Source organism: Cupriavidus ulmosensis (assembly GCF_977008105.1).
Window position 1 is genome coordinate 448610 of sequence record NZ_CDRMWP010000001.1, and the last position, 18563, is coordinate 467172.

Genomic DNA, 18563 nt, shown 5'->3' on the forward strand with positions numbered 1-18563 from the left:
TGCCCCGTTTTGTGTTTTCCGGCCCGCCCGGCGGGCCACGCGGCCGGCAGGCCGTTCGAGCGAGGCAAAGCGTCATGAAAATCACTGTCTTCGGAGCCGGGGCCTGGGGCACCGCGCTGGCCAGCCATGCGGCCGCGGTCCACGACGTGGTGCTGTGGGGCCGGGAGGCCGCCGGGCTGGCGGCGATCGGCGCCAGCCATGAAAACGCCACCTACCTGCCCGGCGTGGCGCTGTCGGCGCGGCTCGCGGTGCAGGCCGACTTCGAGCGCGCCGCCGCGCACGTGGATGCCGATCCCGACGGCCTGCTGATCGTCGCCACGCCGGTCTCCGGCCTGCGCGAGATGACGCGCCGGCTGGCCGCGCGCCGCGCCGGCCTGCGCATGCTGTGGCTGTGCAAGGGCTTCGAGGCCGTCACCAATGCCTTGCCGCACCAGATGGTGCGCGAGGAGCTCGACGCCGCGGGCCGGCTCGGCGACGCCATGTTCGGCGTGCTGACCGGCCCCAGCTTCGCCCGCGAGGTGGCGCTCGGCCTGCCGTGCGCGCTGACCGTGGCCGGCACCTCGCCGCTGCTGGCCGATCTGGCGCAGCAGGGTTTCCATCACCATGCCATGCGCATCTACGGCAGCGACGACCTGGTCGGCGCCGAGGTGGGCGGCGCGGTCAAGAACGTGCTGGCGATCGCCACCGGCGCCAGCGACGGGCTCGGCCTGGGCCTGAACGCGCGCGCCGCGCTGGTCACGCGCGGCCTGGCCGAGATGACGCGGCTGGGCATGGCGCTGGGCGGGCGCGTCGAGACCTTCATGGGCCTGGCCGGCGTGGGCGACCTGATCCTGACCGCCACCGGCGACCTCTCGCGCAACCGCAAGGTCGGCCAGCAACTGGCGCAGGGCATGACGCTCGAGCAGATCCTCACCGACCTCGGCCACGTCGCCGAAGGCGTGCGCTGCGCGCAGGCGGTGGCGGCGCTGGCCGCCGCGCACGGCGTGGAGATGCCGATCACGCGCGCGGTGTGCGCGGTGCTGTTCGATGGCCTGCCGGTGGCCGACGCGGTGGCGCGCCTGCTCCAGCGCGACGCGCGCGACGAGTGAGCGCGCCGCTTTTTCCCCTTCATTTCCTTTCCCGGCGGTGATGCCCGCGCCGACGCGGATGTCCGGCCGCCCTGGTCCTGTCTCATGTCCCAAGATTGCATCGCGGCCCGCCGCCGCGTCCTGATGGCCCTTGCCGCCGCCGTGCCCGCCGCGCTGGCGTTTCCCGCGCGCGCGGCCGGCAACTGGCCCGAGCGGCCGGTGCGCCTGGTGGTGCCGTTTCCGGCCGGCTCCTCGCCGGACCTGATCGCGCGCCTGCTGGCCGAGAAGCTGTCGGCGTCGCTCGGCCAGCCGGTGGTGGTGGAGAACCGCCCCGGCGCCGGCGGCAATATCGGCACCGGCATGGCGGCGCGCGCCGCGCCCGACGGCTACACGCTGCTGCTGACCATCAACGGCCCGCTGGTCACGGCGCCGACGCTGTGGCGCCATCTCGGCTACGACCCCGTGCGCCAGCTTGCGCCGGTCTCGCTGGTGGCGACCTCGCCCAACGTGCTGGTGGTGGATGCGCGCCTGCCGGTGCACGACGTGCGCGAGTTCGTGGCGCTGGCGCGCGCGCGTCCCGGCGCGCTGAACTACGGCTCGGTCGGCAACGGCAGCGCCGCCCATCTCGCGATGGAGCAGCTCAAGGCGATGGCGAAGATCGACCTCGCCCATATTCCGTACCCGGGCTTCGCGCAGATCACCACGGCGATGGTCGGCGGCCAGGTGCAGGCCGGCTTCATGGTGCCGGCGATCGCCATGCCCCTGGTGAGCGCGGGCAAGCTGCGCGTCCTCGCCGTGACCACCAGCGGGCGCACCAGCCTGCTGCCGGCGGTGCCCACCGTGGCCGAGTCCGGTTATCCGGGCTTCGAGGCGATCTCGTGGCAGGCCGTGATGGCGCCGGCGGGCACGCCCGCGCCGGTGATCGACCGGCTCTACCGCGAGCTGGTGGCGATCATCGGCAGCGAAGACGTGCGCGCCAAAATGCGCGCGCAGTATTTCGCGCCGGCGGGCACGGCGCCGCAGTCGCTGCGCGAGACCCTGGCGAACGAGAAGGCGCGCTGGGACAAGGTGATCCGGATCGCCGGCGTGCAGCCGGAGTAGGCGAACGCTAGGCGCCGCCGGCGAAGCCGTTCTGGCGCCAGGCCTCGAACACCACCACGGCCACCGTGTTGGAGAGGTTGAGGCTGCGGTTGTCCGGGCGCATCGGCAGGCGGATGCGCTGCGCGGCGGGAAACCACTCGCGCCGCTCCGGCGCCAGGCCGCGCGTCTCGGAGCCGAACACGAACCAGTCGCCGGGCCGGAAGGCGACCTGCCCGAACGGCGTCGCGCCATGCGTGGTGAGCGCGAACATGCGGGCCGGGTCGGGCTGTTCGCTGGCCATCAGGGCGTCCCAGTTCTCGTGCACGCGCATGGTGGCGTACTCGTGGTAGTCCAGGCCGGCGCGGCGCATGCGCGCATCCTCGAGCGGGAAGCCGAGCGGCTTGACGAGGTGCAGGCGGGCGCCGGTATTGGCGCACAGGCGGATCACGTTGCCGGTGTTCGGCGGGATCTCGGGTTCGACCAGGACGACATTGAACATGTTGGGGGGCGGGCCTCGGGGCGCCGCTTGTAAACCGCTGCGCAGCTTACCTTGCCGGGTGGCGCCTGTCACGCCGCCATCGCCGTGCCCCCCCGCTACGGCGTGCGCAGCGGGACGAACAAGGTGACGCGCGCCGCGCCGTGCGCCTTCAGCACGCGCGCGGCCTCGCCGAGCGTCGCGCCGCTGGTCATCACGTCGTCCACCAGCCCGATGTGCAGGCCGGCGACCTCGCCACCCGGCGCGAGGCCGAAGGCATCCCGCAGGTTGGCCTGCCGCGCGGGCAGGTCCAGCGAGGCCTGGGCCGGTGTGTCGCGCAGGCGGGCCAGCAGCGCCGGGCGCGCGCGCACGCCCAGGCGGCGCGCCAGCGGCCGGGCGATCTCCCACGACTGGTTGAAGCCGCGCGCCGCCAGCCGCCGCGGCGACAGCGGCACCGGCGCCAGCAGGTCGGGCAGGGCGGGAGGATCGGGCAGGGCGCGCGCGGTATCGCGCATGGCCTGCCAGCGCTCGGCGAGCGCCGCCGCCAGCCAGTCCGCGAGCGGCAGCGCGCCGCCGAACTTGAGCGCCAGCACCAGCCCGTCCTGCGGGCTGGCGTAGTCGCCGAGCGTGACGGCGGCGTCGAACGCGGGTGGTTCGAGCCGGCAGTGATGGCAGCGCGGACCGTGGCGCAAGCTGTGGCGCGCATCGCGGCGCAGGGCAGGCCGCGCGCAGACGCGGCAGCGCGCCGCCGGGGCCAGCAGTTCGCGCGCGCAGCCGGCGCACACGGCGTCTTCCTGCACCTCGCCGCACAGCGCGCACGCGCACGGCAGCAGCGCGCGCCACAGCCGGCGCGCCTGGCGGCGCAGGGCGCCTTCGGCGTGGCGGGCGCCGGCAGCGGACGCGGCGCACGCGTATACTTGCGCTCCGGCCGCCGCGCCCGCAGGCGCGCGCGCCGCATTCCGCCCGGGCGCGCGCGTCCGGCCGTGTTCCTCATTCTCCTGTTGCCTGGCTTGCCCGTGTCCCTGCATGACGCCGACTCCCCCGATGCCTATCTGCCGCCCGCGCGGCTGACCCGCCTCGCCTTCGACCGGCGCAGCGCGCGCTTCGGCCAGCTCGATTTCCTGCTGGGCGAGATCGGCCAGCGCATGCAGGAGCGCATGCAGATGATCCGGCTGTCGCCCGCGCGCGCGCTGGACATCGGCTGCGGCCACGGCCGCGGCCTGGCGGCGCTGCGCGCGCAGTACCCGGACGCGCAGATCGCCGGCCTGGACATCTCCGGCGCCATGCTGCGCGAGGCGGCCCAGCGTGATCCCCAGCGCCAGGCCGGATGGCTCGGGCGCATGCTCGGCAAGCGGCCCGTGTTCGACCTGGTGCAGGGCGATCTTGCCACATTGCCGTTTGCCCCGGCCAGCTTCGACCTGCTCTGGTCCAACCTCGCGCTGCACTGGCATCCTGAACCACATAGGGTATTTCCCGAGTGGCATCGTGTCGCACGTGACGAGGGCCTGGTGCTGTTCTCGCTGTTCGGCCCGGACACGCTGGCCGAGTTGCGCGCGGCTTTCGCCGAGGTCGATCCGGGCACCCACACGCTGCGCTTCGTCGACATGCACGACATCGGCGACATGCTGGTCAACAGCGGCTGGTCCACGCCCGTGATGGACATGGAAACGCTGACGATCACCTATGAATCGCCGCGCACCCTGCTGCGCGAAGTACAGGCCTTCGGCGGCCTGCGGCTGCCGCCAATCCCAAGCCAGGGCTTGCGTGGCAGGCGTTGGCTCGATGCGCTGCTGGGCGCGCTCGAGCGCCGCCGCAATGCCGACGGGCTGATTCCGCTGACCTTCGAGATCGTCTACGGGCATGCGTGGAAACTGGCGCCGCGCGGCCGGCAGGACGTCGACGAAATGGGCCGCGCGGTGGTGCCGCTGGACAAGATCGGACGCGCGCGGCCGCGCCGATAGCGTGCCCCGGACGGGGCACCGCGAGGCCGCCGCGTGCACCGCGCTGAAGCACAAAACCGTGTCGCGCGCCACCCCGGCGGTCAAGGGGCGGCCTTGTTCGAGCAGGTGAAGCGCCCTATAATGCGCCAGTTTGTCGCAGTGGTTCCCCTGGCACATGTGCCCCGGAATCGCACTAAGTTAGTGCGGCCCAGGCGATCGTCCCAGGTGTGCATCCTATGCAGAGTGGTGGGCGATGCAAGACTTGGGTATCGCATTCCAGACGGCGCAAGACGAGCCCGGCAGCAGTCCCGGCGGGCCCGGTGCGCCGGACAAAGACTGGCTGATGAAGCGGAATTGCTCGCTGTCGCCACGCCAGGTCGGCTGGTTCTACCTCTCAATCGTCTGTGTCTCGCTCGCCATCGCGTTGTGCTTTGCGTGGCGGGGTTCGTGGCTCGTGCTGCCCTTCGCCGGGCTGGACCTGCTGGGTCTGGGCATCGCGCTGCTGGTCTACGCGCGGCATGCGGCCGACTACGAACGCGTCAGCCTGGCGGGCGGCCTGCTGGTGGTCGTCTCCGTCAGTGCCGGGCAGCTGACCCGGCATGAGTTCAACCCGCTCTGGGTGCGGGTCGAACAGGGTGAATCGTTAAGGGCGCTGGTGCAGTTGCGCTCGGGTAAGTGCGTTGTGCAGGTGGGGTGTTTTCTGGACCCGTACAAGCGCAGAAAGTTCGCGCAGGAGCTCGTATCTGCCTTGCGTTGCCTTTGAATGGAGACTGGCAGCGGCCGGGCAGGCTGACAGATTTGCATCTGTAAATTGGGTAGATAACAAATGAAAATGTGGAAGAAGGCATCCGCAGCGTGTCTGACGGGCGCGTCCCTGCTCGTTGGCCAGGCAGCCCTGGCGGTGGAAGACATGCCGGGCGGCCCCGCAGTGCGACAGCTCAATCTGGCCGAGCCCGTCACCAAGATCGCCGAACAGATTCACTGGCTGAACTGGATGATGCTGATCATCTGCACGGTGATCTTCGTCGGCGTGTTCGGCGTGATGTTCTATTCCGTGTTCAAGCACCGCAGGTCCAAGGGTGCGAAATCTGCCTCCTTCCACGAAAGCATCACCGTCGAGGTGATCTGGACCATCATCCCCTTCCTGATCGTCATCGGCATGGCGCTGCCCGCCACCAAGACGGTCGTGGCGATGAAGGACACCACCAATTCCGACATCACCATCAAGGCCACCGGCTACCAGTGGAAATGGGGTTATGACTACCTCAAGGGCGAAGGCGAGGGCATCTCCTTCGTCTCCACCCTGGCCACCCCGCGCGACCAGATCAACAACGAGGCGCCGAAGTCCAACACCTACCTGATGGAGGTGGACAACGAGCTGGTGGTGCCCGTCAACAAGAAGGTGCGCATCGTCACCACCGCCAACGACGTGATCCATGCGTGGATGATCCCGGCGTTCGGCGTCAAGCAGGACGCGATCCCCGGCTTCGTGCGCGACACCTGGTTCAAGGCCGAGAAGATCGGCGTGTACCGCGGCCAGTGCGCCGAGCTGTGCGGCAAGGAACACGCCTTCATGCCGATCGTGGTGCGCGTGGTGTCCGACGCCGACTACGCCAAGTGGGTCGACGGCAAGAAGAAGGAACTCGCCGCCAAGGCCGACGACCCCAACAAGACCTGGACCCTCGACGAGCTCAAGGCGCGCGGCGAGAAGGTCTACGCCGCCAACTGCGCGGTCTGCCACCAGCCCACCGGCAAGGGCGGCGGCGCGTTCCCGGCGCTGGACGGCTCCAAGGTCGTCAACGGCCCCAAGGCCGGCCAGATGCACATCCTGCTCGAAGGCAAGGGCGCCATGCCCGTCTGGAAGCACCTCTCCGATACCGAGCTCGCCGCCGTCATGACCTTTACCCGCAACAACTGGGGCAACCATACCGGCGAAGTGATTCAACCGAGCGATTTCGTGAACGCCCGCGCGGGCAAGTTCCCGGAAGGCGGTGGCGCCGCGGGCGGCGACGCCGCACCCAAGGCGCAAGACAAGCCCGCCGCCAAGCAGGCCAGCGTCGCGGGCGACCGCGCGGCAGGCTGATCAGGACTAGAGGAGTTTTCGCGATGAGTACTGCTACCCCGGACGCGCTCGGCCATCCGCACGACCACGCGCACGATCATGCGCATGACCACGCGCACGATGAGCATCACGATCACCCGCATGGCTGGCGCCGCTGGCTGTTCGCCACCAACCACAAGGACATCGGCACGCTGTACCTGCTGTTCTCGTTCACCATGCTGCTGTCGGGCGGCATGCTGGCGCTGCTGATCCGCCTGGAACTGTTCGAGCCGGGCCTGCAGTTCTTCCGCCCCGAGCTGTTCAACCAGTTCACCACCATGCACGGCCTGATCATGGTGTTCGGCGCGATCATGCCGGCCTTCGTGGGCTTCGCCAACTGGATGATCCCGCTGCAGATCGGCGCCTCCGACATGGCGTTCGCGCGCATGAACAACTTCAGCTTCTGGCTGATGCCGCCGGCCGCGCTGCTGCTGGTGCTGTCGTTCTTCGCGCCGGGCGGCGCCACCGCCGCCGGCTGGACGCTGTACGCGCCGCTGTCGGTGCAGATGGGCCCGGGCATGGACATGGCCATCTTCGCCATGCACATCATGGGCGCGTCGTCGATCATGGGCTCGATCAACATCATCGTCACCGTGCTCAATATGCGCGCGCCCGGCATGACGCTGATGAAGATGCCGATGTTCTGCTGGACCTGGCTCATCACCGCCTACCTGCTGATCGCCGTGATGCCCGTGCTGGCCGGCGCCATCACGATGGTGCTGACCGACCGCCACTTCGGCACGAGCTTCTTCTCGGCCGCCGGCGGCGGCGACCCGGTGATGTACCAGCACATCTTCTGGTTCTTCGGCCACCCCGAGGTGTACATCATGATCCTGCCCGCGTTCGGGATCATCTCGCACGTGGTGCCGACCTTCGCGCGCAAGCGCCTGTTCGGCTACAGCTCGATGGTGTACGCCACCGCCTCGATCGCCATCCTGTCGTTCATCGTGTGGGCGCACCACATGTTCACGACCGGCATGCCGGTGACGGGCCAGCTGTTCTTCATGTACGCGACCATGCTGATCGCGGTGCCGACCGCCGTGAAGATCTTCAACTGGATCGCCACCATGTGGCGCGGCTCGATGACGTTCGAGACGCCGATGCTGTTCGCCATCGGCTTCATCTTCGTGTTCACCATCGGCGGCTTCACCGGCCTGATGCCGGCGGTCGCGCCGATCGACATCCAGCTGCAGGACACCTACTTCATCGTGGCCCACTTCCACTACGTGCTGGTGGCCGGCTCGCTGTTCGCGATGTTCTCGGGCTTCTACTACTGGGGCCCGAAGTGGAGCGGCTTCATGTACAACGAGACCCGCGGCCAGATCCACTTCTGGGGCTCGATGATCTTCTTCAACATCACGTTCTTCCCGATGCACTTCCTCGGCCTGGCCGGCATGCCGCGCCGCTATGCCGACTACCCGACGCAGTTCGCCGACTTCAACGCGATCGCCTCGATCGGCGCGCTGGGCTTCGGGCTGATGCAGGTGTATTTCTTCTTCTTCGTGGTGCTGCCGTCGTACCGTGGCGGCCAGAAGGCCGGGGACAAGCCCTGGGACGGCGCCGAAGGCCTGGAATGGACCGTGCCGTCGCCGGCCCCGTTCCACACCTTCGAGGTGCCGCCGCAAGTCAAGTAAGCCGTAACCAGGCGCGGCGGGGACGGGCGCGACGCCTGTCCCCGCCGCGCCACGCAGACAGGGTGCCATGCAGGGTCCAGACAACAATCCATCGCAGCCTGACCGCAAGGCCGCCAACCGCCGCCTCGGTCTGATCCTCTTCTCGATCGTGGTGGTTTTCTTTCTGGGTTTCTTCGCCAAGATGATTCTTCTGGGCTGAAGCCGCGGGGGTATTGGAATGAGCACGAACCAGCCGTCACAGGACGCCGCCGACAGGCGCTTCAACCGCAGCATGATGCTGCGGCTGCTGGTGGTGGTGGCGCTGATGTTCTCGTTCGGCTACGCGCTGGTGCCGCTGTACAAGAAGATCTGCGAGATCACCGGCCTCAACGTCGTGACCACGCGCGACCTGTACGGCGGGCAGGTCAGGAACACGCAGGTGGACAAGAGCCGCACCATCACGGTCGAGTTCGATTCCAACGCGCGCGGGCCGTTCGCGTTCCGGCCGGTGAAGAGCAGCATGGAAGTGCATCCGGGCGAGATGGCGACGATCGTCTACGAGGTGGCCAACGGCCAGCCGCGCGACATCTCGGCGCAGGCGATCCCGAGCTACCTGCCCAAGCTGGCCACGCAGTATTTCAAGAAGATCGAGTGCTTCTGCTTCAAGCAGCAGACGCTCAAGGCAAAGGAAGCGCGCGAGATGCCGGTGGTGTTCGTGATCGATCCGGACCTGCCGAAGGACGTGAGGAACATTACGCTGTCCTATACCTTCTTCGAGATCGGCGCGCCGGTGGCGCAGGTGCCGCAGGGCGGCGCCGACACGCCGGCCGGAGCGGGCAGGGGCATTTGAGATTCCGGGATTCGCGCCGTGGCCGGCGATGCCGGTCCGGGCAGTTCGAAGCGACACGACGCAACACGAAGCGACACGAAGCCACAAGCAGGAGCAAGCCGTGGAAGAGATGAAGGACGCGGTCAAGCGCAAGATGTCTTTCGCGCAGACGCTGCGCGCGGTGTTCTGGTCGTTCATCGGCCTGCGCAAGGGCAGCGAGCACGAGCGCGACATGGCGCAGCTCAACCCGGTCCACGTGATCATCGCCGGGCTGATCGGGGTGGCCATCCTGATCGCGGTGCTGATCACCGTGGTGCGCGTGGTGGTGGCAGGGTAAGGGTACAAGTAGGGTACAAGCAGGCAAAAGCATGCCGCCGGCCGGCCGTCGGGGCCGGATGCGCGGATAACGATGACTGAATCAAGACTCTGAGCTGGAGAAAAAAGAATGAGTGCGAATCGCGCCAACGCTCCGTACTACTTCGTACCGGGCCCCTCGCGCCATCCGATCACGGCGGCCTTCGGCCTGCTGCTGACGGCCGGCGGGGCCGCGGGCTGGGTGAACGGGCAACCGTGGGGGCCGTATGTCTGCGGCCTCGGCCTGCTGTGGTTCCTGTTCGTGCTCAAGAGCTGGTTCGGCGACGCCATCAGCGAGTCGGAGACCGGCAAGTACGGCAAGAACATCGACCTGTCCTTCCGCTGGTCGATGGGCTGGTTCATCTTCTCCGAGGTGATGTTCTTCGCGGCCTTCTTCGGCGCGCTGTTCTACGCCCGCAACATCGCCATGCCGTGGCTGGGCGACCTGAACAACAAGATCCTGTGGCCCGACTTCGCCGCGGTGTGGCCCAACGCCGGCCCGGCCGGCGTGGTCGAGAGCTTCCAGACGATGGGCCCGTGGCCGATCCCGACGATCAACACGGCCCTGCTGCTGACCTCCGGCGTGACGCTGACCTGGGCGCACCACGCGCTGCTGGCCAACAAGCGCAGCCAGCTGATCCAGGGCCTGGTGCTGACCATCCTGCTGGGCGCGCTGTTCATGTGCTTCCAGGTCTACGAGTACCATCACGCCTACACCGAGCTCAACCTCAAGCTGACCTCGGGCATCTACGGCTCCACCTTCTTCCTGCTGACCGGCTTCCACGGCTTCCACGTGACGATGGGCGCGATCATGCTCACGGTGGTGCTGGTGCGCGTGCTGAAGGGGCATTTCACGCCCGACCACCACTTCGCCTTCGAAGGCGCGGCCTGGTACTGGCACTTCGTGGACGTGGTGTGGCTGTTCCTCTACGTCGTGGTGTACTGGCTGTAACACACCCGGGGCGCGGTGGCCGCCGGCCACCGCCGGGGAGGGCAGCCTCCCACGGAGCACGAAAAACAAGCGCCGCAGGGGCCTGGCCAGCCTGCGGCGCTTGTTTTTTGCGATCCCGCCGCCGTGGCGCGAGCCGCCGGCGGCCATCCGCGGGCCCGGCGCGCGCGCCTCACGGCCCCATGCGGATGCCGGTGCTCTGTATCCAGCCCATCCAGTGCGAGAACAGGATGAACAGGAACAGCGCCACGGAGAAGCCGACCCGGAACATCAGCGAGCGCATCATGTTCGGCGTCCTGCCGCGGTCGCGCATCATGAAGAACAGGGCGGAGGCCAGGCTGCCGACGATGAGGACGAACGCGATGAGGATGACGATGCGCATGGAGGGTTCGCCCGGGCGGGATCGGCTGGAGGTGAAGTACCATTATCGCACCGGCGCGCCGGTGCCGGCACTCGGGGGCCGCCCGTGAAACCGTGGCGCGCGCTGAGCCCGGTGCCTGCCATCGCCGCGCTGGCGGTGATCGCCGTGACCTGCGCGCTGGGCAACTGGCAGCTTGGCCGCGCCCACGAGAAGATCGCGCGGGCGCAGCGCCTGCAGGCGCTGGCCGCGCAGCCGCCGCTGGAAGTCGGGCGGACGCTGGTGGCGGGCCCGGTGGCCGAGCGGCGCGTGCATGCGCGCGGCCGTTTCGACACGGACCACACCGTGCTGCTGGACAACCGGCCGCATGGCAACGGCAGCGACAGCCGCGCCGGCTTCATGGTGCTGACGCCGCTGCGCGTGTCGGACGACCGCGCCGCGCCGGCGGTGCTGGTGCTGCGCGGCTGGCTGCCGCGCGACGCGCAGGACCGCACCCGCATCGCGCCGTTCGCCACACCCGCGGGCGAGGTGGACGTGGAAGGCACGGCGCTGGCAACGGTGCCCCGGGTCTTCGGCCTCGGCCGCGGCGCGGATGCCGAAGCTGGCCAGAAGATCCGCCAGAACGTGGACATCGCCGCCTTTGCCAGGGAGCTGGGCATGCCCTTGCAGCCGTTCGTGCTGGAGCAGCGCAGCGACAATGGCGACGGGCTGGCGCGCGACTGGGCGCCGGCCGACATCGGCGCCGACCGCCATTACGGTTATGCCTTCCAGTGGTTCGGGATGGCCGCGCTGGCGCTGGTGTTGCTGGTGGCGCTGAGCTGGCGGCGCGCGCGGCACATGGCGGCCGAGGCGCGGGCGGAGACGCCGCCGGAGATGCGGCCCGAACCACCGCGGGGCCGCGCGGTCAGATGAGCGCGGCACCCGCGACCGGACACCCGAGAGACAGAAGAGACAGAAGAGACAGAAGAGACAGAAGAGACGAACGAACGTGATGCCACAACGAGACCCAGCGCCGGCCCAGGCCGCGCGCGCCGCACCGCAGGACCCGCGCATCGATGCCCGCACCCGGCGCGGCCGCATCCAGATGCTGCTGCTGCTGCTGGTGTGCGCTTCGCCGGTGATTGCCTCCTACCTGACCTACTACGTGTTCAGGCCGGCCGGCGGCACCACCAACTACGGCGCGCTGATCGAGCCGCAGCGCCCGATGCCGGCCGTGCAGGTCGCCAACGAGCGCGCCGAGCCGGTGCCGCTGGACAGCTTCAAGGGCAAGTGGCTGCTGATCAGCGCCGACGGCGCCGCCTGCGGCGAAGCCTGCGCCAGGAAGCTGTTCACCATCCGCCAACTGCGCGCCGGCCAGGGCCAGGACCGCGAGCGCATCGTGCCGGTATGGCTGGTCAGCGACGACGGCCCCATCGACGCGCGCCTGTCCGCCGCCTACAACGAGCCCTACGCCGGCGTGCGCTTCCTGCGCGCGCCGCGCGACGCGCTGCAGAAGTGGCTGCCGCCCGACGCGGGCGCGCGCATCGAGGACACGCTCTACCTGGTCGACCCGCTCGGCAACCTGATGATGCGCTTCCCGAAGGACCCGGACCCCCAGAAGATGAGCTCCGACCTCAAGAAGCTGCTCAAGTATTCCCACATCGGCTGAACCCACATCGACTGAAGCCCGGGCTTACGGCCAGACTCAACGACTACGCGCATGCTGCTCCAACTCGCCGTCATCGGCGTCCTGATCGCGCTGTTTCCCCTGAGCTACGTGCTGGTCAGGGGCGACCGCAACAAGTACCGCAAACTGGTGTGGATCACCGCCTTCCTGACGCTGGACCTGATCATGTTCGGCAGCTTCACGCGGCTGACCGATTCCGGCCTGGGCTGCCCGGACTGGCCGGGCTGCTACGGCCACTCCAACCCGCACGCGGCCAGCGAGCCGATCCGCGCGGCCGAGACCGCGCTGCCCAGCGGCCCGGTTTCCGCCACCAAGGCCTGGATCGAGATGATCCACCGCTATTTCGCGATGGCGGTGGGCGTGCTGATCATCACGCTGATGGTGCTGGCCTGGGTCAGGCGGCGCGAGCTGCGGCAGTCGCCGTGGTTCGCCACCGGCGTGCTGCTGCTGGTGTGCGTGCAGGGCGCCTTCGGCGCGTTCACGGTCACGCTCAAGCTGCAGCCCGTCATCGTGGTCACGCACCTGATGCTGGGCATGGCCCTGCTGGCGTCGCTGATCTGGCTGGGCTCGCGCAACGACCCGCCGCTGGGCGTGGCGCCGGCGGCCGGCGCGCTGCGCTGGCCGGCGCGGCTGGGGCTGGCGCTGCTGGTGCTGCAGATCTTCCTGGGCGGCTGGGTGAGCACCAACTACGCGGTGCTGGCCTGCACCGACTTCCCGCTGTGCAACGGCCAGCTGGTGCCGGAGATGGACTTCCGCCACGGCTTCACGCTGTGGCGCCAGCTCGGCATGACCGCCGACGGCGACTACATCCCGCACTCGGCGCTGGTGGCGATCCACTGGGTGCACCGCGGCTTCGCCTTCGTGGTGCTGGGCTACCTGGCGTGGTTCGGGCTGCGCGCGCGCCGCCTCGGCGGGCTGGCGCGCCACGCGGGCTGGCTGCTGGGCGTGCTCGCGCTGCAACTGGCCACCGGCTTGTCCAACATCGTGTTCGACTGGCCGCTGGTGGCCGCGGTGGCCCACAACGGCGGCGCGGCGGTGCTTCTGATGCTGTTGGTCCGCCTCAACTACAATATAGGGCTCGCGGCCCGCGCCGCTGACCTCGCTACTGACGTGCCGGCCGCCGTGCGCGCCACATGAAAGAGAAGATTCCCCCCGTGGTTACTGCTACCCACCCTCATCCTGCCGGACGGGTCCGTCACCTGGTCCGCCAGTACGCCGCCCTCACCAAGCCCCGCGTCACGCAACTGGCCGTCTTCTGCGCCATCATCGGCATGTTCCTGGCTTCGCCGGGCATGGTGCCGTGGCCGGTGCTGATCGGCGGCGCGGCGGGCATCTGGCTGCTGGCGGGCGCGGCGTTCGCCATCAACTGCCTGGTGGAGCAGAAGATCGACGCGCTGATGCGCCGCACCGCGTGGCGCCCCTCGGCCACCGGCGAGATCACCACCGCGCAGACGCTGGTGTTCTCCGCGGTGCTGGGCGGGGCGGGGATGTGGCTGCTGCACGTGTTCGCCAACGACCTGACCATGTGGCTGACGGTGGCGACCTTCGTCGGCTACGCGGTGGTGTACACCATCCTGCTCAAGCCGGCCACGCCACAGAACATCGTGATCGGCGGCCTGTCCGGCGCCATGCCGCCGGCGCTGGGCTGGGCGGCGGTGTCGGGCACCGTGCCGGCCGAAGCGTGGTTCCTGGTGCTCATCATCTTCACCTGGACCCCGCCGCATTTCTGGGCGCTGGCGCTGTACCGCCGCGCCGACTACGCCAAGTCGGGCCTGCCGATGCTGCCGATCACCCACGGCGAGCGCTTCACCCTGCTGCACATCCTGCTGTACACGCTGATCATGATCGCGGCCACGCTGCTGCCGTTCGTGTACGGCATGTGCGGTTATATCTACCTGGCGTCCGCGCTGGTGCTCGGCGGCGGTTTCCTGGCCTATGCCTGGAAGCTGTACCGCAACTACTCGGATGCGCTGGCGCAGCGCATGTTCCGCTTCTCGATCCTGTACCTGTCGCTGCTGTTCGCGGCGCTGCTGATCGACCACTACTTCAAGTTCCTGCCGCAGTCCTGAACGGCGCGCCGGCGCCGGTCTTGCGGCATCTTGTCGCGGACCGGGCGCAGCGGCGGCGCGATCGGCGATACTGCGCCCATATGCCAATGCGAGGCGGCCAATGTGAAGCGGCCGCCCTGCGCCGCCCCATCCATCACGCGACCCGAATGCCTACCCGCCCCTTCCCCGGTTCTTCCTCCAGCTTCGCGCTGCTGCTTCGTCGTTTCTGCCTGCTGGCGCTGTGTTCGCTGCTGCTCGCCGCGTGTGGCCAGCAGCGCGCGTCCTTCAAGAACGTCGACATCACCGGCGGCAGCGAATTCGGCAAGGACTTCAGCCTCACCGACCACACCGGCAAGGTCCGCACGCTGGCCGACTTCAAGGGCAAGGCGGTGGTGATGTTCTTCGGCTACACGCATTGCCCGGACGTCTGCCCGACCACGATGGCCGAGCTCAAGGCGGTCATGGAGCAGCTCGGCCCCGATGCCGACAAGGTGCAGGTGCTGTTCGTCACGGTCGACCCCGAGCGCGACACGCAGGAGCTGCTGGCGCAATACGTGCCGGCCTTCGACCCGCGCTTCCTGGGCATGCGCGCGGCCGACGACGCCGCGCTGCAGAAGGTGGCCAAGGACTTCAAGGTGTATTACGCCAAGGTGCCCGGCACCTCGCCGAACAACTACACGATGGACCACTCGGCCGGCAGCTACGTGTTCGACCCGAGCGGCAAGCTGCGCCTGTTCATCCGCCACGGCCAGGGGCCGGAGCCGATCGTGCACGATCTCAAGCAGCTGCTGTCCTGATCCGCGTGCCGCCGCAGGCGGCGCGCGGACGAAAAAAGGGCCGGTCGCGAGGACCGGCCCTTTTTCGTTGCGCGGCGCGGCTTTCGCCGCCGCGCGCGGTCAGGCAAACGCTTCAGGCAAACGCTTGCAGCGCGCCCTTCATCTTCTTCATCGCCGCGGTCTCGATCTGGCGGATGCGCTCGGCCGACACGCCGAACTCGTCAGCCAGCTCGTGCAGCGTCGAGCCGCCCGAGCCGTCGTCGTTGACGTGCAGCCAGCGCGCCTCGATGATGCGGCGGCTGCGCTCGTCGAGCTTGCCCAGCGCTTCTTCCAGGCCCTGCACCTGCAGGCGGTCGTGGCGCTGGGCCTCGATCACGCGGGTCGGCTCGTTGTGGTTGTCGGCCAGGTAGGCGATGGGGGCGAATTCCTCCTCGCCGTCGTCGATCTGGCCTTCCAGCGCCAGGTCGCCGCCCGACAGGCGGGTCTCCATCTCCATCACTTCTTCCGGCTTGACGTTCAGCTCGCGCGCCACCGCGTCGATCTGTTCCGGCGTGAAGGTGTGGGCGCCCTGCTTGTGGCTGCGCAGGTTGAAGAACAGCTTGCGCTGGGCCTTGGTGGTGGCCACCTTGACCATGCGCCAGTTCTTCAGCACGTACTCGTGGATCTCGGCCTTGATCCAGTGCATGGCATACGACACCAGGCGCACGCCCTGGTCCGGGTCGAAGCGCTTCACCGCCTTCATCAGGCCGATGTTGCCTTCCTGGATCAGGTCGGCGTGGGGCAGGCCGTAGCCAAGGTACTGGCGGGCGATGGACACCACCAGGCGCAGGTGCGATAGCACCAGGCGGCGCGCCGCGTCGACGGAGTCGTGCTCGCGCAGGTCGCGCGCAAGCCGCTGCTCCTCCTCGGGCGTCAGCATGGGGATACGATGGACAGCCTGGATATAGCTGTCCAGGTTTCCCAGATTACCGGGAAACGTCAGCGCGAACGCCCCGGCGCCCTGAGGCGCCGTAGGCAGGCGGCTGCTGGTTTGGGTCTGGTCGGCAGATAGGACCGCGTTCACTCGATTGCTCCTTTCGCATCCGGCGGGTGGGTTGCCCGCGGCGCTCGCCACAAGGGTCCGCGCACTGCATTGCAACACATATTAGCACTCAAGCCGGGGGACTGCTAAGTTGGAGTCCCCGTGGGGTTGATAGTTCCAGCTAATTGATGCCGTGAATCACATAGTCTTTTATCGGGGCCGGCTTCCGTCATGTGGCGTAATCACTATCAGACAGCGTTCGCTGCCTTATCGGACAAAGATTAGAGGGGGCGCGCCCCGTCTGGTTCTGTCGCCGGATGAGATGCTGTGTTCCGCCAGCAGCTACACTCCTCTCATTTGGCCGGCCCTCAGCTTCGGCCCAACCGGGGAGATCCATGTCTGTCATCGAACACTTGCTCAAGCCGCACACACGCGATCTCGGCGACGGTTTCACCGTCAGCCGCGTGCTGCCCGCCGCCGCGGCCCAGACGGTGGGCCCGTTCATCTTCTTCGACCACATGGGGCCCACGGCCCTGCCGCGCGGCCAGGGGCTGGATGTGCGCCCGCATCCGCATATCGGCCTGGCCACCGTGACCTACCTGTTCGACGGCGAAATCCTCCACCACGACAGCCTGGGCAGCAAGCAGGTGATCCGGCCCGGCGACGTCAACTGGATGACCGCCGGCAGCGGCATCGCGCACTCGGAGCGCTCGCCCGCGGCGGCCCGCGAGGCCGGGCCGAGCCTGCACGGCATCCAGACCTGGGTGGCGCTGCCGCTGGAACACGAGACCACCGCGCCGTCGTTCTTCCACCATCCGGCCGCGACGTTGCCCAAGCTCGAGCGCCCGGGCGTGCGCATGACTGTGATCGCGGGCGATGCGTTCGGCGCCGAGGCGCCGGTGAAGGTCTTCAGCCGCACGCTGTACGTGGCGATCGAGCTGGAGGCGGGCGCCAGCCTGGAGATCCCGCCCGAGCATGCCGAGCGCGGCGTCTATCCGGTCGACGGCGTGGTCGCGCTCGACGGCGAGGTGCTGCCGGAGCGTCACATGGCGGTGCTGGTGCCCGGCCAGACCGTCACGCTGAACGCCGAGGCGCCTTCGCGCGTGATGCTGCTCGGCGGCGATCCGACCGACGGGCACCGCTTCATCTTCTGGAATTTCGTCGCCAGCAGCAAGGAGGCCATCGAAGCCGCGTCGCAGCGCTGGGAGAACGACCAGTTCCCGCGCGTGCCGGGCGAGGACGACCGCATCCCGCTGCCGCCGCGCAAGCGCTAGACCGGGCTGGTCCAGGCCACGCGCGTGCCCTGCTGCACGCAGCCGCGGATGGCCTCGACCTGGGTGGCGATCGGTGCCGGCACCGGCACCTTGCCGTCCAGCACGGCGCGGATCCAGGCCGCGGTCTGCGCGGCGTCGTTGCCGGGCGGCAGTTCCGGCACCTCGCCAATCGAGCCCGCGGTGGGGTCGACCAGCGTGCGCTGGTGGCCGTCGTGCAGCCAGTCGATGCGGCCGGCGCGGCGCGCGTCGGCCACCACCTCGCCCTCGGTGCCGCGCGCCAGCAGCACGTTGGCCGGCTCGTGCGAGAAGTAGTCGGTCAGGGTCTCGCGGTATTCCGGATGGGTGTAGCTGTACAGGCGCAGCGCCTCGGCCGGCGTATGCGCGCCGACGGGCTGCAGCATCTTCGCCACCGTGTGCGAGGAATTGCGCAGGCCGATCTGCATGCGCCGGTCGAGCAGCCGCGACAGCGCCGGCGACAGCACGTCGACCGGCAGCACCGCCAGCGGGTTGTCCTTCTCGCGCAGGCGGGACTCGGCTTCGGCCACCGTCGCGCACGGCGCGATGCCGAGCGCCCCGAACAGCGCGATGCTGGTCACGCGCCCGCTGAATTCGCGGCTGCCGTGCACCAGCACCGGCACGCCTTCGCGCGCCAGCAGCAGCGCCAGCAGCGGCACCAGGTTGGGCTGCTTGCGCGCGCCGTTGTAGCTGGGGATGGAGACCACCACGCGGTCGGGCGGCGCGGCCAGCGGCAGGCAGTGCGCGTGCGCGGCCTCCAGCATGCCGGCCAGCTCGTGCGGCGCCTCGCCCTTGATGCGGTAGGCCATCAGCACGGCGCCCAGCTCGATGTCGGCCACGCGGCCGGCCAGCATGGCGTCGAACAGCGTCTGCGCGTCCTCGCGCGGCAGCGCGCGGGCGCCGTTGACGCCGCGGCCGATTTCCTTGATGTACCTGGCTGCGGCGAAAGGGGCAGCGGCGGGGGTGGCAGCGGGCGTGGCGGTGTCGGTCATGGCGG

Annotated in this window: 21 protein-coding genes; 16 read left to right on the forward strand and 5 right to left on the reverse strand. The window is 69.0% G+C overall.

Features of this window, described 5'->3' with window-relative positions; translation table 11 throughout:
* Positions 1-74 precede the first annotated feature (74 nt).
* Both ACWTPI_RS02005 and ACWTPI_RS02010 read left to right on the forward strand, forming a co-directional pair.
* A complete protein-coding gene (locus tag ACWTPI_RS02005) occupies positions 75-1088 on the forward strand; it encodes an NAD(P)H-dependent glycerol-3-phosphate dehydrogenase (protein WP_059410393.1) in 1014 nt (337 codons plus the stop codon).
* A gap of 84 nt (positions 1089-1172) precedes the next feature.
* Positions 1173-2168 carry a Bug family tripartite tricarboxylate transporter substrate binding protein gene (locus ACWTPI_RS02010; RefSeq protein WP_454730852.1) on the forward strand — a complete coding sequence of 332 codons (996 nt, stop codon included), beginning with the start codon at positions 1173-1175 and terminating at the stop codon, positions 2166-2168.
* 7 nt (positions 2169-2175) lie between these two features.
* Here the strand turns inward: ACWTPI_RS02010 and trmL are convergent, their stop codons facing one another.
* Both trmL and ACWTPI_RS02020 read right to left on the reverse strand, forming a co-directional pair.
* Positions 2176-2646 (reverse strand): tRNA (uridine(34)/cytosine(34)/5-carboxymethylaminomethyluridine(34)-2'-O)-methyltransferase TrmL, encoded by a 471-nt coding sequence (gene trmL, locus ACWTPI_RS02015; RefSeq protein WP_020202625.1) that lies wholly within the window; start codon positions 2644-2646, stop codon positions 2176-2178.
* Between the two features lie 95 nt (positions 2647-2741).
* A complete protein-coding gene (locus tag ACWTPI_RS02020) occupies positions 2742-3650 on the reverse strand; it encodes a phosphoribosyltransferase family protein (protein ID WP_454730853.1) in 909 nt (302 codons plus the stop codon).
* Between ACWTPI_RS02020 and ACWTPI_RS02025 the strand changes: the two genes are divergently transcribed.
* The 8 genes from ACWTPI_RS02025 (at position 3639) to ACWTPI_RS02060 (ending at position 10411) form a co-directional block, all read left to right on the forward strand.
* Positions 3639-4583 (forward strand): methyltransferase domain-containing protein, encoded by a 945-nt coding sequence (locus tag ACWTPI_RS02025; RefSeq protein ID WP_020202627.1) that lies wholly within the window; start codon positions 3639-3641, stop codon positions 4581-4583. The genes ACWTPI_RS02020 and ACWTPI_RS02025 overlap by 12 nt on opposite strands.
* Positions 4584-4815: 232 nt before the next feature.
* The gene (locus ACWTPI_RS02030; RefSeq protein WP_020202628.1) at positions 4816-5325 is read left to right on the forward strand and encodes a DUF2244 domain-containing protein; all 510 of its coding nucleotides are present in this window, start codon (positions 4816-4818) and stop codon (positions 5323-5325) included.
* A gap of 63 nt (positions 5326-5388) precedes the next feature.
* A complete protein-coding gene (gene coxB / locus ACWTPI_RS02035; protein WP_029043521.1) occupies positions 5389-6645 on the forward strand; it encodes a cytochrome c oxidase subunit II in 1257 nt (418 codons plus the stop codon).
* Positions 6646-6668: 23 nt separating this feature from the next.
* Entirely contained in the window at positions 6669-8297 is a 1629-nt protein-coding gene (gene ctaD, locus ACWTPI_RS02040) for a cytochrome c oxidase subunit I (RefSeq protein ID WP_020202630.1), read from the forward strand.
* A 67-nt stretch (positions 8298-8364) separates the two neighbouring features.
* On the forward strand, positions 8365-8496 hold the full coding sequence (locus ACWTPI_RS02045; RefSeq protein WP_020202631.1) for a cytochrome oxidase small assembly protein: 132 nt from the start codon (positions 8365-8367) through the stop codon (positions 8494-8496).
* 18 nt (positions 8497-8514) lie between these two features.
* Positions 8515-9126: a cytochrome c oxidase assembly protein gene (locus ACWTPI_RS02050; protein WP_059410394.1), complete on the forward strand. Its 612-nt coding sequence runs from the start codon at positions 8515-8517 to the stop codon at positions 9124-9126.
* Between the two features lie 100 nt (positions 9127-9226).
* Positions 9227-9442: a DUF2970 domain-containing protein gene (locus ACWTPI_RS02055; protein WP_020202633.1), complete on the forward strand. Its 216-nt coding sequence runs from the start codon at positions 9227-9229 to the stop codon at positions 9440-9442.
* A 108-nt stretch (positions 9443-9550) separates the two neighbouring features.
* Complete coding sequence (locus ACWTPI_RS02060; RefSeq protein ID WP_059410395.1) at positions 9551-10411, forward strand: cytochrome c oxidase subunit 3; 861 nt, start codon at positions 9551-9553, stop codon at positions 10409-10411.
* A gap of 169 nt (positions 10412-10580) precedes the next feature.
* On the opposite strand, the gene ACWTPI_RS02065 is transcribed toward ACWTPI_RS02060, so the two are convergent.
* Positions 10581-10790 (reverse strand): twin transmembrane helix small protein, encoded by a 210-nt coding sequence (locus ACWTPI_RS02065; protein ID WP_020202635.1) that lies wholly within the window; start codon positions 10788-10790, stop codon positions 10581-10583.
* An 84-nt stretch (positions 10791-10874) separates the two neighbouring features.
* Here ACWTPI_RS02065 and ACWTPI_RS02070 point away from each other — a divergent pair, with 84 nt between their 5' ends.
* The 5 genes from ACWTPI_RS02070 (at position 10875) to ACWTPI_RS02090 (ending at position 15277) form a co-directional block, all read left to right on the forward strand.
* Complete coding sequence (locus ACWTPI_RS02070; RefSeq protein ID WP_454730854.1) at positions 10875-11678, forward strand: SURF1 family protein; 804 nt, start codon at positions 10875-10877, stop codon at positions 11676-11678.
* 79 nt (positions 11679-11757) lie between these two features.
* Positions 11758-12414: an SCO family protein gene (locus ACWTPI_RS02075; protein WP_020202637.1), complete on the forward strand. Its 657-nt coding sequence runs from the start codon at positions 11758-11760 to the stop codon at positions 12412-12414.
* A 51-nt stretch (positions 12415-12465) separates the two neighbouring features.
* Complete coding sequence (locus ACWTPI_RS02080) at positions 12466-13569, forward strand: COX15/CtaA family protein (RefSeq protein ID WP_020202638.1); 1104 nt, start codon at positions 12466-12468, stop codon at positions 13567-13569.
* Positions 13566-14501: a heme o synthase gene (locus ACWTPI_RS02085; RefSeq protein WP_029043522.1), complete on the forward strand. Its 936-nt coding sequence runs from the start codon at positions 13566-13568 to the stop codon at positions 14499-14501. Before ACWTPI_RS02080 ends, ACWTPI_RS02085 begins: the two co-directional genes overlap by 4 nt.
* Positions 14502-14647: 146 nt before the next feature.
* Positions 14648-15277, forward strand: a complete 630-nt coding sequence (locus ACWTPI_RS02090; protein ID WP_020202640.1) for an SCO family protein — start codon at positions 14648-14650, stop codon at positions 15275-15277.
* A gap of 112 nt (positions 15278-15389) precedes the next feature.
* Here ACWTPI_RS02090 and rpoH read toward each other — a convergent pair whose 3' ends face one another.
* The gene (gene rpoH, locus ACWTPI_RS02095; protein WP_029043524.1) at positions 15390-16319 is read right to left on the reverse strand and encodes an RNA polymerase sigma factor RpoH; all 930 of its coding nucleotides are present in this window, start codon (positions 16317-16319) and stop codon (positions 15390-15392) included.
* Between the two features lie 353 nt (positions 16320-16672).
* On the opposite strand from rpoH, the gene ACWTPI_RS02100 reads away from it, so the two are divergent.
* A complete protein-coding gene (locus ACWTPI_RS02100; RefSeq protein WP_029043525.1) occupies positions 16673-17551 on the forward strand; it encodes a pirin family protein in 879 nt (292 codons plus the stop codon).
* Here the strand turns inward: ACWTPI_RS02100 and ybiB are convergent.
* Positions 17548-18558 (reverse strand): DNA-binding protein YbiB, encoded by a 1011-nt coding sequence (ybiB, locus tag ACWTPI_RS02105; protein WP_020202643.1) that lies wholly within the window; start codon positions 18556-18558, stop codon positions 17548-17550. The two genes, ACWTPI_RS02100 and ybiB, sit on opposite strands and share 4 nt — an antisense overlap.
* Positions 18559-18563: the final 5 nt, after the last annotated feature.